The sequence below is a fragment of the Nioella sp. MMSF_3534 genome (assembly GCF_030732985.1).
Classification (GTDB): domain Bacteria; phylum Pseudomonadota; class Alphaproteobacteria; order Rhodobacterales; family Rhodobacteraceae; genus Nioella.
This window is the reverse complement of record NZ_JASHJX010000048.1, coordinates 1-12,888: the sequence shown is the minus strand read 5'-3', so window position 1 is coordinate 12,888 and position 12,888 is coordinate 1. Positions and strand designations below refer to the sequence as shown.

The following is a 12,888-nucleotide window of genomic DNA, read 5'->3' as shown; positions in this document are numbered from 1 at the left end:
ATGAACAGAATCGACACGATCGAGGCACTGGAGGCGCTCTATGACGCGCCTGTGCCCGCCTCGCTGACCAAGGTTGCCACCCGGATGACCCCGCTCTACCGGCAATGGATCGAGGCGGCGCGCTTCGTGGTGCTGTCGACCGTCGGCCCCGAAGGCACGGATGGCAGCCCGCGCGGCGATGACGGCCCGGTGGTGCGGATCGTGGACGCGCAGACCCTTTGGTTGCCCGACTGGCGCGGCAACAATCGTATCGACAGCCTGCGCAACATTGTCCGCGACGGGCGCGTGAGCCTGATGTTCATGGTGCCGGGTTCAACCAATGTGGTGCGGGTGAATGGACGCGCCGTCCTGACCGCTGACCCGGAGGTGACGGGCAGTTTCGAACAGCGTGGACAGCACCCGAAACTGGTGATCGTGGTGACGCTGGACGAAATGTATTTCCAATGCGCCAAGGCGATCATGCGCTCGGGTCTGTGGACCCGGGGCGATGACAGTGCGCTGGTGCCGACGGCGGGCCAGTTCATCAAGGAACAGGACAGGGGTTTCGACGGCGAAACCTACGACGCCACCTATCCCGAATACGCGAAATCACGGATGTGGTAGCGGCTGTAGGGTGGGCAGTTTGCCCACCATCACCGGGCTGACCTGGACCGAATGGTGGGCAAACTGCCCACCCTACAGCCGCTGGACCTTCCCTACCCCCGCCCGACAAACGGCATCCTGTTGGCCATCACCGTCATACTCGGCACATTGGCCTCAAGCGGCAGGTTCGCCATGTACCAGACGGCCTCGGCCACGTTGCCCGCATCCATCACCGCCTCCGGCTTGATGGACCCATCCGCCTGCCGCGCGCCTTGGGCAATGCCCTTGGTCATCTCGGTCGCGGCATTGCCGATGTCGATCTGCCCTGCACAGATGCCAAGCGCACGGCCATCAAGGTTCAGCGTCTTGGTGAGCCCGCTGACCCCATGCTTGGTGGTGGTGTAACAGACCGATCCGGGACGCGGCACATGGGCGGAAATGGAGCCATTGTTGATGATCCGCCCGCCCGCCGGATCCTGCCGCCGCATCTGCGCAAAGGCCACGCGGGCGCAGAGGAACATGCCCGTCAGGTTCACATCCAGAACCGCGCGCCAATCGTCCAGGCTGATCTCGTCAATCGGCCCCGAGGGCCCGAAGGCACCGGCATTGTTGAACAGCACATCAAGCCGTCCCGCCTGCTCGACGATCCGCGAAAAGGCCCGCGCCACCGCCGCCTCATCGGTCACGTCGCAGGGCAGCGCAATCGCCCGCTCCTGCATGCGGGCCAGGTCCTGCAGCGGCTCCGCCCGCCGCGCCAGCGCCGCCACCGTCCAGCCGCGGGTCAGGAACAGCTCCGCCACCGCGCGCCCGATCCCGGCACTGGCCCCCGTCACGGCAATCACCTTGCTCATCCCGCGTCCTCCGCTTCCAGTGTCAGGGGCGCCACCGGCACCTCCAGATCATCCGTCCCCAGAACCGCCTGCGGCTTGGACAGCATGTAGCGCGTGATCCAGATCAGCCGCTCTTCGGCGCGGGTGATGGCAACATAGGCCAGGCGTTTCCACAAGGCCTGACCGGCCTCGACCCGGCCCGTGCGGCTGGCGGCGTAGATATCCGGCGCGAAGACCTGCACATCCTGCCACTGGGACCCTTGCGCCTTGTGTATCGTCACCGCCGCCCCATGCAGGAAGGTGGCCCCCATGCGCGCGGCATAGGGGATGAAGGGCTCCTCCTCGTCGGGCTTCTCGATCTTGACGATGGACGCCGCCGACAATTGAGGGCTTTCCGCCCCCACCACATGCAGCCGCGAAAAGCCGGGCTTTCGGCCGGGGCCCATATAGACCACCTGCGCCCCCTTGATCAGCCCCCGCGCCTCCAGGTCGATGCGCTTCTTGCGGTGCTTTACCGGCAGCTCGATTCCGTCACAAATGAGCGGCTCGCCGGGCAACAGCGCATCCTCGGGCGCGCCATGGGCCAGGCGAAAGGCCCGGATCAGCCGGATGCGCGTGGCGTTGCGCCACACCAGTACGGGGCTGCGCGCCATCAGGTCGCTATCTGCGCGAGGGGCCACCACGACGCGGGGGTCACGGCGCGCGGCATCTTCGATCATCCGCTCGAATTCGTGAAACTCCAGCGCCGGATCGCCAAGCGCATGGGCAAGATCGAGAATGGGGTTATCCGCCTCCTGCCGGTGAATGCGCCCAAGCGTCAGCCGCGCGGGTTCCGGCAGCTTGTCGAACACCATCTCGCCCGACTGGCCAACCGGGGCCAGCTGCGCCGGATCGCCGAACAGGACAAGCGTCGGGAAGATCTCGCGCAGATCGTCAAACTGCTTCTGATCCAGCATGGAGCTTTCATCGACAAACCCGATATCGAGCGGATCTTCCCGCCGCTTCCAACCTGTGATGAAATCGGACCCGCGCAGTCCCGCCGCCGCCAATGCAGCAGGCACCGATTTATGCGCGTCATAGACGGCCTTTGCCCGGTCGAGCGCCGCATCGGTCAGCGCCTCGATCTCGGGCCGCTCCCCTTGCCCTGCCAGCCATTCGGCCACCTTCTCATATTCCGGGTCATAGACGGGCGTATAGAGGATACGATGAATGGTGGTCGCGGGCACACCGCGCCGCCGCAAGACGCTTGCCGCCTTGTTGGTGGGCGCCAGCACCGCCAGCGTCCGCCGCTCCCTGCGGCGCCTGCCCTCCCAGTCACCGGACACAAGGTCCACTCCGGCAGCCTCCAGCGCCTTCACCAGCTCGGCCAGCAGCATGGTCTTGCCGCTGCCCGCCTTGCCGATCACCGCCAGGACCTGCGTCTTGCCCTCGGCGGCGGGCAGCAGTGTCTCGGCATCCAGATCGACCCCCATGGACCGCAAGACCTCGGTCAAACGGTCATAGGCGGCGGCCTGATCCTCGGAATATGTGATGCTCTGACCGGACATGCCCGCACCCTAGGCAAAGCCGCGCGCGGGCACCACGGCAAAACCGCCGCCCCCTTTCATCTTGGCAAAAATACCTCCGCCGGAGGCGTCCCGTCCGCGCCGCCCATACGCCCCATCCTCCACGCACCGGCCTCTCCGATATCCCGTGGCAACGCGGGCCGAGGATGGCCCCGAAGGGGCCTGACGAGGCCCGCTCCCCGGGCGACCGCGCAAGCGGGCGCAATCCCCGCTGACAAAAAAACCACCCCGGGGCTCCTCCTCCCCGGGGCGGCTTTGCCGAAACCTGAAACCCTTCCGCCGATCAGACGGTCGGACCGGCCTCCAGCACATCCTCCAGCGTGGTCAGCCCGGTGCGCGGTGCCTGCACCAGCACCGACATGTTTCCGGGCTTATGCTCGTTCCGCAGCATTTTCATATGCGCGTCCGGCAGTTCCGCCCAGGGGAAGACCTCGGACATGCAGGGATCGAGGCGCCGTTCCACCATAAGCTGGTTCGCGGCCATGGCCTGCTTGAGATGGGCGAAATGGCTGCCCTGCAGGCGCTTCTGATGCATCCACATGTAGCGCACGTCGAAAGTCAGGTTATACCCTGTGGTCCCGGCGCAGATCACGACCATGCCGCCTTTCTTCACCACGAAGGTAGAGACCGGGAATGTGCTTTCGCCGGGATGCTCGAAGACCATGTCCACGTTGACGCCCTTGCCGGTAATGTCCCAGATCGCCTTGCCGAACTTGCGGGCTTCCTTGAACCATTCGGCATATTCGGGCGTGTTCACCTTCGGCAGCTGGCCCCAACACTTGAAATCGCGGCGGTTGATCACGCCCTTGGCACCAAGATTCATCACGAAATCGCGCTTGCTCTCGTCCGAGATCACGCCGATCGCGTTGGCCCCTGCCGTGTTGATCAGCTGGATCGCATAGGATCCAAGGCCGCCCGAGGCACCCCAGACCAGCACGTTCTGGCCGGGCTTCAGGTCATGCGGCTCGTGGCCGAACAGCATCCGGTAAGCGGTGGCCAGCGTCAGCGTGTAGCAGGCGCTTTCTTCCCAGGTCAGGTGCTTGGGCCGCGGCATGAGCTGCTGCGCCTGCACATTGGTGAACTGCGCGAAGGAGCCGTCAGGGGTCTCATAGCCCCAGATCCGCTGCGAGGGCGAATACATCGGGTCGCCGCCATTGCAGTGCTCGTCGTCACCATCGTCCTGGTTGCAGTGGATCACGACCTCGTCGCCCACCTTCCAGCGCGTGACCTTGTCGCCCACGGCCCAGACAATCCCCGAGGCGTCGGACCCCGCAATGTGATAGGGTTGCTTGTGGACGTCGAACATGCTGATCGGCACACCGAGCGAGGCCCAGACCCCATTATAGTTGACGCCAGCGGCCATCACCAGAACCAGAACTTCGTGACTGTCCAGTTGAGGCACATCGACGACTTCGACCTGCATTGCCTTGTCGGGCTCGCCCTGGCGGTCCTTGCGAATGGCCCAGGCATACATCTGCTTGGGCACATATCCCATCGGGGGGATTTCGCCCAACTCGTAAAGATCTTTTTCAGGCGCGTCGTAGCTTGCGATCGCGGGGTTGCTGTCCAAGGCCATCAGCTCCTCCAGGATGTTTTTTCTGCGGCGCGGAATCATTCCGTGCTCATGCAGAAAGTCCTAATAAGGCCCGCGCAACTATGCAACCCGAAATCGGGGTGTTTGTGAAATATTATGTCGCGGAGGATTTCTGAGGCAGGATTTCCCCAGGAAACTGCCCCAGGATTGGGCTGACAGACCGTGCATAGAACGCCACCAGCCGTTCGCCTTCATCGGTCAGGGCAAAGCTGTCTCCCTGCAACTGCAGCACGCGACGCCCCTGAAGGGTCTTCAACGCCGCCTCGATCGTGTAGGGAAGATCGCGTTTCGGCAGGAAGACCGGCGCCCCGGCGGCCAGCGCCCTTTCGAAGCGGTCTTCAATGGCGGGCAGCAGCGCCTCCTGGCTGCGAATGCCGCTGGCCATGGCATGGGCGATCACCGGGAAGGGCACGACCGGCATCACCGACCCGATCCGGTCCATCAGATCCTGCCCAAGCGTTTCCGCATGGCCTTCGTGGTCTTCTATGAACTGCGCGAGGCTGAGCGGCTCGCCAAAGCTGACCGCCGCCATGCCGAAGCGGCTGGCCTGTCGGGTCAGTCTTTGCCAGATCAGCAGGCGCAGATAGCGAAAGATCGGTTTCAGAGAGAAGCGAAAGCCGCGACCGCCCTCGGCATGGATCAGGTTGCGGTCCTCCATGACGCGATCATAGTTGATCGCCACCGGCACAAAGACCACATCGCGGCTGTCGCCGGGGCGGAAGCCGTCGATGATGTAGGACAACAGGCCCAGTTTCGGTTCGCGCAGCGCGCCGGTCCGGGTCAATCCGCCTTCGGGGAACACCGCCTGCGTCACCCCTGCCTCTGTCGCCATCTGCACGTAACGCGCCAGCACCTTGCGATAGAGCGGATTGTTGTGACGGCGGCGAATGAAGTAGCCGCCAAGCATTCGGATCAGCGGCTGCAAGGGCCAGACCCGCGCCCATTCGCCCACGGCATAGGCCAGGGCGCTGCGGTCTGCGGCCAGCCATGTGACCAGCACGTAATCCATGTTCGACCGGTGGTTCATCACGAAGATCACCGTCTTGTCCTTGCCGATCCCTTCCAGCGCGGCGGCATTCGCCGCACCCACCCGCACCTTGTAGAGCGATCGCGACAGAAAACGCGCCGCGCGGATGGCGAAGGCGAAATAGGTGAAAGCCGAGAAGGAGGGCACGATTTCCCGCGCATAGCGTTCTGCGGTCTGTGCGGCCACGTCTTCGCGAATGCCCCGTTCCCGCGCATAGGCCAGCACCGCCCTGGCGACCTCCGGGTCATAACGCAGGCGCAGGATCGTGTCGCGGCGGCGGGCCAGCTTGAAGGGCTGAATGGGATAGGACAGTTTCTGGTTCAGCCGGTCGACCGCGCGTTCCAGGCGGCGGCGCAGATACCAGCGGACCGAGGGCATCAGGATCCGGTCCAATGCCGTGACCGCCGCGAAAAGCAGCACCAGAATCAGCAGCCACGCCGGAACTTCGATCATCGTTGTCATCCCGGCGACGGTGGCAGGAAACGCGACCCGCTTCAATCGGGCTTGTGCAGGTCAGGGGGTTGACCGTGGCCCCGTGCCCTCAGCTATGCTGCCAGATATCAGGAGGACAGACATGCCCAAACCGGACCTCGACAGCGCCTATGCGCTTGGCGGCAAGGACGAGACCCGCGAATTCTACAAGGAATGGGCGGACAGCTATGACCAGACCTTTGCCGAGGATCGCGGCTATCGCTCTCCGGGCGAGGTCGCGCGCAGGTTTCGCGCCGCAGCCAAGGGGAATGAGCCGGTGCTGGATGTGGGCGCGGGCACCGGGCTGATCGGGGAAGAGATGACCGGCCTCACCATCGACGCGCTGGACCTGTCACCAGAGATGCTGGCGGTCGCGGGGCGCAAGGGTGTCTATCGTGCCCTCATCACCGCAGACCTGACCGGACCGCTGGATATCCCCGATGCCAGCTATGGTGGCGTCGTGTCCTCGGGCACCTTCACCCATGGCCATGTCGGCCCCGTCTGCCTGCCGGAACTGATGCGTATCGCCCGGCCTGGCGCTCTGTTCGTCTGCACCGTGATCCCGGAAATCTATGACAGCGCCGGGTTCGGGTCCGCACTGGCTCAGCTTGTGGCGAATGGGCAAATCACGCCGATCCGCTTCCATGACTTCGCGATCTACGACAAGGCCGATGATGCCCATGGCGATGCACACGGGCTGATCATGGAGTTTCACCGGCTATGATCGACTGGATGCAGCCGCAGAATAGCAGCGCAGCATCTATTCCCGTCTCGCCGCGATGCAGCGAGTTGACGGCGCATGAATATTCCCGATATACCCGGCCTGACGAAATAAGATTACCGATCTGGATTCGGAGGCCGCCTGATGACCGAGACCCAAAAAGACCGCCCCTGGCTGATTCGCACCTATGCGGGCCACTCGACCGCCAAGGCCTCGAACGCGCTTTATCGCGGCAACCTGGCCAAGGGACAGACGGGCCTGTCCGTGGCCTTCGACCTGCCGACGCAAACGGGGTACGACAGCGACCATGAACTGGCGCGCGGCGAGGTGGGCAAGGTGGGCGTGCCGGTCTGCCATCTGGGTGACATGCGGGCGCTTTTCGACCAGATCCCGCTGGAACAGATGAACACCTCGATGACGATCAACGCCACCGCGCCGTGGCTACTATCGCTCTATATCGCGGTGGCCGAGGAACAGGGCGCGGATATCGCCAAGCTTCAGGGCACCGTGCAGAATGACCTGATCAAGGAGTACCTCAGCCGCGGCACCTATGTCTGCCCGCCTGCGCCAAGCCTGAAGATGATCGCCGACGTGGCGGAATACTGCTATACCAACGTGCCGAAATGGAACCCGATGAACGTGTGTTCCTACCACCTGCAAGAGGCCGGCGCGACGCCCGAGCAGGAGCTGGCCTTTGCACTGGCCACCGGCATCGCGGTTCTGGACGCGCTGCAACCGCGTGTCCCGGCCGAGGATTTCCCGGCGCTGTGCGGACGGATTTCCTTCTTCGTGAATGCAGGCATCCGGTTCGTGACCGAGATGTGCAAGATGCGCGCCTTCGTGGACCTGTGGGATGAAATCCTGCTGGAGCGCTACGGGGTGAAGGACGCCAAGTTCCGCCGTTTCCGCTACGGGGTACAGGTGAATTCGCTCGGCCTGACGGAACAGCAGCCGGAAAACAACGTCTACCGCATTCTGATTGAAATGCTGGCCGTGACGCTTAGTAAAAAGGCCCGCGCCCGCGCGGTGCAGCTCCCTGCCTGGAACGAAGCGCTTGGCCTGCCCCGCCCCTGGGATCAGCAATGGTCGATGCGGATGCAGCAGATCATGGCGTTTGAAACGGACCTTCTGGAATATGGCGACCTGTTTGACGGCAACCCGGTGGTGGATGCCAAGGTCGAGGCGCTGAAAGACGGCGCGCGGGCGGAACTGGCCAATCTCGACTCCATGGGCGGGGCGATTGCCGCCATCGAATACATGAAGGGCCGGTTGGTCGAATCCAATGCCGACCGCGTGAACGGGATCGAGCGGGGGGAGACCGTGGTTGTCGGCGTGAACAAGTACACGGAAACCGAGCCTTCGCCGCTCATGGACGCGGATGGCGGGATCATGACCGTCGATCCCGGCGTGGAGGCCGACCAGATCGACCGCCTGAACGACTGGCGCACAACACGGGACAATGACGCCGTGAAAGCCGCGCTGGACGCCCTGCGGGCCGCCGCCGCTGCCGGGGACAACATCATGCCCGCCTCGATCGCTGCGGCAAAAGCCGGGGCCACCACCGGCGAATGGGCGGGTGTCATGCGCGTGGTCCATGGCGAATATCGCGGGCCGACCGGCGTGTCGCGGGCCGTTTCGAACAAGACGGAAGGGCTGGAGGATATCCGCGATGCCGTGGATGCCGTGTCCGATAGCCTTGGCCGCCGATTGAAATTCCTCGTCGGCAAACCGGGGCTCGACGGCCATTCCAATGGCGCAGAACAAATTGCCTTCCGCGCCCGCGATTGCGGAATGGAGATTTCCTACGAAGGCATTCGCCTGTCGCCGCAACAGATCGTGGATGCCGCCAAGGCCGAAGATCCGCATGTGATCGGCCTGTCGATCCTGTCAGGAAGCCATATTCCGCTGATCAAGGATGTGATGGCCCGATTGCAGGCCGAGGGGCTTGGGCATATCCCTGTAATGGTGGGCGGCATCATTCCGGAAGAAGATGAAAAGGCCCTGCTTTCCAGCGGCGTGGCACGGGTTTACACCCCCAAGGATTTCGAGCTGAATCGCATCATGATGGATATCGTACAGCTCGTCGCACCCCCGGTTGCCGCTGCGGAATAAGCAGACCTGTCCAATTGGACAGTGTAGCCTGTCCATTCAATGGAATGATTATTAACTATTGCCCCAAGGGCACCTGTACTTTTGGACAGGTGCCCCTATTTTATATTGAATACCCACTTTCAGGTAATTAACACGGTAATTAGTCACACGCGGGAGAACTTAAAAATGGCAATCGACCTCGATTCGATGTCCAAAGAAGAATTGCAATCGCTCAAGAAGAATGTCGACAAGGCTCTGACAAGCTTTGAAAAACGGCAACGGGAAGCAGCCCTTGCCGCTGCCCAGAAAGCGGCGCAGGAACATGGTTTCTCGCTGGACGAGATTCTTGGCAAGAAGGCCGCCGGGAAAACCTCTGTCCCGAAATACCGCAACCCCGATGACGCATCCCAAACCTGGAGCGGTCGCGGTCGCCAGCCGGCATGGTACAAGAGCGCCATCAATGCCGGCACCGATCCGTCCGATCTGGAAATCTGAGTCACCGATCAATCCTGATTGATCAACATCCCGGGCCTTTCGATGAATTGGCTCGGGGTGTTGCGTTTCCACGCTTCCGGAAAATGAACTTTCATCTTTCCTAACCAATGGCCCTCGGGCAAGGTGGCGTCAGTCACACACAGGGTTTTCAATGACCATTCATATCAGCGCCGCCCCCGGAGAGATTGCCGAAACCGTCCTGATGCCAGGGGACCCCTTGCGCGCCAAATGGGCGGCCGAAACATTTCTGGACGATCCGGTCTGCGTGAACGAAACGCGCGGGATGCTTGGCTTTACCGGGCACTGGAATGGCAACCGCGTCACCATTCAGGGATCGGGCATGGGCATGCCGAGCCTGTCAATCTATGCCAACGAACTGATCCGCGACTATGGGGCCAGGACGCTCATCCGGATTGGATCGGCAGGGGGAATGCAACCGCAGGTAAAACTGCGCGATGTTGTTCTTGCAATGACAAGCTCAACGCTTTCCACACCGTCACGCGGTATCTTCAAGGAATTGAACTACGCCCCTTGCGCGGATTACGGGCTGCTTCAGGCGGCCTATGCTGCCGCCCGAAAGCTGGATTGCGGAGTGCATGTGGGCGGGATCTATTCCTCGGACGTGTTCTATGACGAACGGCCCGATCTGAACGAGCAGATGACCCGCCACGGCATCCTGGCGGTCGAGATGGAGGCGGCGGAGCTCTACGTGCTGGCTGCCCGCTACGGCTGCCGGGCGCTTGCGGTTCTGACCATCTCGGACCACCTGCAAACCCACGAGGCGCTGCCGGCGCCGGATCGGCAATCCAGCTTTGCGGATATGGTGCAAATCGCCCTGGAAGCGGCCTTTGCCTGACACAGGAAGGCTTTCTTGATAAAAGCCTTTGGGTCCGGCGCGGACGGGGGCCGTGTAAACAGCCCCCTGCCCGCCCCGATCAGATCAGCTCAGATCACGACCACATCGAGCGGCGGGAAACCGTTGAAGCCGATCGAAGCGTAGGTCGAGGTATAGGCCCCACAGCAACGGATCACGATCCGGTCGCCCGATTGCAGGCTCAGCGGCAGGAAGACCGGGCGCTTTTCGTAAAGCACATCGGCACTGTCACAGGAGGGGCCTGCCAGAATGCAGGGGCCCATGGCGTCATCGCCATCCCGTTCGGTGATGAACTGGTAGCGGATCGCTTCGTCCATGGTCTCGGCAAGGCCCGAGAACTTGCCAATGTCGAGAAACACCCAACGGTGCAGGTCCGTGCGTGCCTTGCGCGACACCAGCAGCACTTCGGCGGCAATGGCGCCAGCCTCGGCCACGAGACCCCGTCCCGGCTCTGCCATGATCTGAGCGACATCGCCGAAGCGGTCGGCAATCAGGCGGCGCACTTCCGCGCCATAGACTTCCGGCCCATCCACTTCTTCGCCATAAAAGGCCGGGAAACCGCCCCCGATGTTCAGCAGACGGGGCGCGAACCCGGCCTCCTGCAACGCGCGCCAGCTGCCAGCCACCTCATCGAGGATACCCGCCCACATGGAGGCCCGGCGGGTCTGGGACCCCACATGGAAGGACAGGCCAACCGGGTCGAGCCCCAGCATCACCGCATGCTGGAACAGGGGCAGCAGGTTGGACCGGGCACAGCCGAATTTGCGGGTCAGCGGCCAGTCAGCTTCGGAAAATTCAACGATCAGGCGAAGATAGACCTGCGCACCGGGGGCGTGGGCCGCGATTTTTTCCAGCTCTTCTTCTGCATCGGCTGCGAAGAGGCGAATGCCCCGTGCGTAGGCATAGGCGATGTCGGCGGGTTTCTTGACGGTGTTACCGAAAGAGATGTGATCCGGCGATGCGCCCTGGTCCAGGCACAGCTCCACCTCGGCGCGGCTTGCGGCATCGAAACCGGACCCAAGCGACACCAGACGCGCGATGATTTCCGGGGCCGGGTTGGCTTTGACTGCGTAGTGGATATGCGCGTCGCCAAGCCCACGGGACAGGGCAGCATAGCGATCGGCCACCGCCTCGGTGTCGATCACGAGGGTCGGGCGCTCGAAGCGGTTCGCTGCAATGAAGGTCTCGGCACGGGATCGTGCGGCGACGGCAATAGAATCCGAGAAATCGGTCAACATAGCGGTCATGGTCATCTCCAACAGACCTGGCCCATCAAAGGGCGGCAAAGTTCCAGTTCGGAGACGTTACCGTCGCTACGTAACTGCGGCGGTCGAAACCACCCATGACAGAGGCGCGTGCGTTGGCGTCTTGTGACGGCGCATTTGGGGCTTTTGCCGAGTCATTGCAAGAATTTTATTGGCCGCGCCCCAAGTTTTTTCTCGTCCGCGACACGGCATTTTTGATCAAGTTTTCAATGGGCGGGTGATCTCAAACCCCATGGCTTCGATCATAGCCATTCACGGGCGGCGACACCCAATCGGCGGTCGCGTCGGTCTCGAAGACCTCCACCAGCAGCGGATAGCACGCCGCCGTGTCCGAGGAATGCTCCGAACTGCAATCGCCACCGGGGCAGGCAGACAACCCGCCAAGCAGGTCGATCTCTGCCACGAAATCCAGATGATCGCCGGGGCGAACGGGGCTGGCCTTCATGAAATACTGCCCGGTGTCGCGGGTGAAGCCAGTACACATGAAAACGTTTAAGACATCGTGAACAAGCGGCTCGGCCTCCGCCAGGGGCATCCCGGTTTCGGCCGCCAGCGCGCGGGTCAGGTTCGAATGGCAGCAATGATGATACTGCCCGCCCGCCAGCAGATTATGCGTATAGGGATCGCAGCGCGTGCCGATCACGTCATGGACGGACCCCCCATAAGCATCCATTCCGTACCAGTTCAGGCTGTCGTCAAGAATGGTCGCCATGGGCCGAAGCCCTGGAAAAGACGACCACAGCCGGTCGCCCGTCGTTACGTGCGTGCCGTGCAAAGCCCTTGTTTTTCCGGAATAAAACCGCTCCGATAGATCATGCAAGTTCCACAGGTTCAAATCCCCCACCTGCGGACCCTCAACCGAGGAAATCCGAAACGCCTGCCCTGCCTTCACCCGAAAACAGGCCCCGTCACGCGGCGGTGTCAGAACCTCGGCCACCTTCTTCCAGCCCTGCGTCGCGCGGGTCGCCAAAGCCGGGTCAAGACGTGGAAGGGTGTCGTTGGGGTAGCAGATAACCGGGGCAATGGCCCTTCGGACGTCGGCATCGGCGGGTGCGCTCATGGGTCTCTCCTGATCGTCGAAAACGGGGGGTGCCCTCCGTACACCCTGCGTACACCCCCCGTGCACCCCCTGTACAGCCGCGACGCCCCGATCCGAACGCGACCGCTCTTTCATCTTGGCCCAAATACCTCGGGGGAGTCGCCGCAGGCGGCGGGGGCGGAGCCCCCTTTCGCGGCCCGCAAGGGCCGCGCGGGTCGACGCCGAAGGCGGCGAAATCCCGGTCCCCTCACAGCGCTTCGCCGACGACCTTGCCCGAAAAGATGCAACCGCCCAGAAACGTCCCCTCCAGCGCGTTATAGCCATGATAGCCGCC

11 protein-coding genes are annotated in these 12,888 nt (G+C 62.9%); 5 read left to right on the top strand and 6 right to left on the bottom strand.

What is annotated here, in order from left to right:
• Complete coding sequence (locus RBB16_RS17210) at positions 1 to 603, top strand: pyridoxamine 5'-phosphate oxidase family protein (RefSeq protein WP_306047322.1); 603 nt, start codon at positions 1 to 3, stop codon at positions 601 to 603.
• Between the two features lie 92 nt (positions 604 to 695).
• Here the strand turns inward: RBB16_RS17210 and RBB16_RS17205 are convergent, their stop codons facing one another.
• From RBB16_RS17205 to RBB16_RS17190, 4 genes are all read right to left on the bottom strand, one after another.
• Positions 696 to 1,433: an SDR family oxidoreductase gene (locus RBB16_RS17205; RefSeq protein WP_306047321.1), complete on the bottom strand. Its 738-nt coding sequence runs from the start codon at positions 1,431 to 1,433 to the stop codon at positions 696 to 698.
• On the bottom strand, positions 1,430 to 2,959 hold the full coding sequence (locus RBB16_RS17200) for an ATP-dependent RecD-like DNA helicase (protein ID WP_306047320.1): 1,530 nt from the start codon (positions 2,957 to 2,959) through the stop codon (positions 1,430 to 1,432). The genes RBB16_RS17205 and RBB16_RS17200 overlap by 4 nt, the downstream gene beginning before the upstream one ends.
• A 301-nt stretch (positions 2,960 to 3,260) precedes the next feature.
• Entirely contained in the window at positions 3,261 to 4,553 is a 1,293-nt protein-coding gene (gene ccrA, locus RBB16_RS17195) for a crotonyl-CoA carboxylase/reductase (protein WP_306047319.1), read from the bottom strand.
• Positions 4,554 to 4,665: 112 nt separating this feature from the next.
• Positions 4,666 to 6,051, bottom strand: a complete 1,386-nt coding sequence (locus RBB16_RS17190) for a 1-acyl-sn-glycerol-3-phosphate acyltransferase (protein ID WP_306047318.1) — start codon at positions 6,049 to 6,051, stop codon at positions 4,666 to 4,668.
• A 121-nt stretch (positions 6,052 to 6,172) separates the two neighbouring features.
• Between RBB16_RS17190 and RBB16_RS17185 the strand changes: the two genes are divergently transcribed.
• From RBB16_RS17185 to deoD, 4 genes are all read left to right on the top strand, one after another.
• Positions 6,173 to 6,793: a class I SAM-dependent methyltransferase gene (locus RBB16_RS17185; protein ID WP_306047317.1), complete on the top strand. Its 621-nt coding sequence runs from the start codon at positions 6,173 to 6,175 to the stop codon at positions 6,791 to 6,793.
• A 141-nt stretch (positions 6,794 to 6,934) separates the two neighbouring features.
• Positions 6,935 to 8,902, top strand: a complete 1,968-nt coding sequence (locus RBB16_RS17180) for a protein meaA (RefSeq protein WP_306047316.1) — start codon at positions 6,935 to 6,937, stop codon at positions 8,900 to 8,902.
• Positions 8,903 to 9,067: 165 nt separating this feature from the next.
• The gene (locus RBB16_RS17175) at positions 9,068 to 9,376 is read left to right on the top strand and encodes an H-NS family nucleoid-associated regulatory protein (RefSeq protein ID WP_071689164.1); all 309 of its coding nucleotides are present in this window, start codon (positions 9,068 to 9,070) and stop codon (positions 9,374 to 9,376) included.
• Between the two features lie 151 nt (positions 9,377 to 9,527).
• Positions 9,528 to 10,232: a purine-nucleoside phosphorylase gene (deoD, locus tag RBB16_RS17170; RefSeq protein WP_306047315.1), complete on the top strand. Its 705-nt coding sequence runs from the start codon at positions 9,528 to 9,530 to the stop codon at positions 10,230 to 10,232.
• Positions 10,233 to 10,321: 89 nt separating this feature from the next.
• On the opposite strand, the gene RBB16_RS17165 is transcribed toward deoD, so the two are convergent.
• Together RBB16_RS17165 and RBB16_RS17160 are read right to left on the bottom strand one after the other, a co-directional pair.
• Complete coding sequence (locus RBB16_RS17165; protein ID WP_371931263.1) at positions 10,322 to 11,497, bottom strand: type III PLP-dependent enzyme; 1,176 nt, start codon at positions 11,495 to 11,497, stop codon at positions 10,322 to 10,324.
• Between the two features lie 241 nt (positions 11,498 to 11,738).
• Positions 11,739 to 12,575, bottom strand: coding sequence for a DUF1989 domain-containing protein (locus RBB16_RS17160; RefSeq protein ID WP_306047314.1), 837 nt, complete (start codon positions 12,573 to 12,575; stop codon positions 11,739 to 11,741).
• Positions 12,576 to 12,888: the final 313 nt, after the last annotated feature.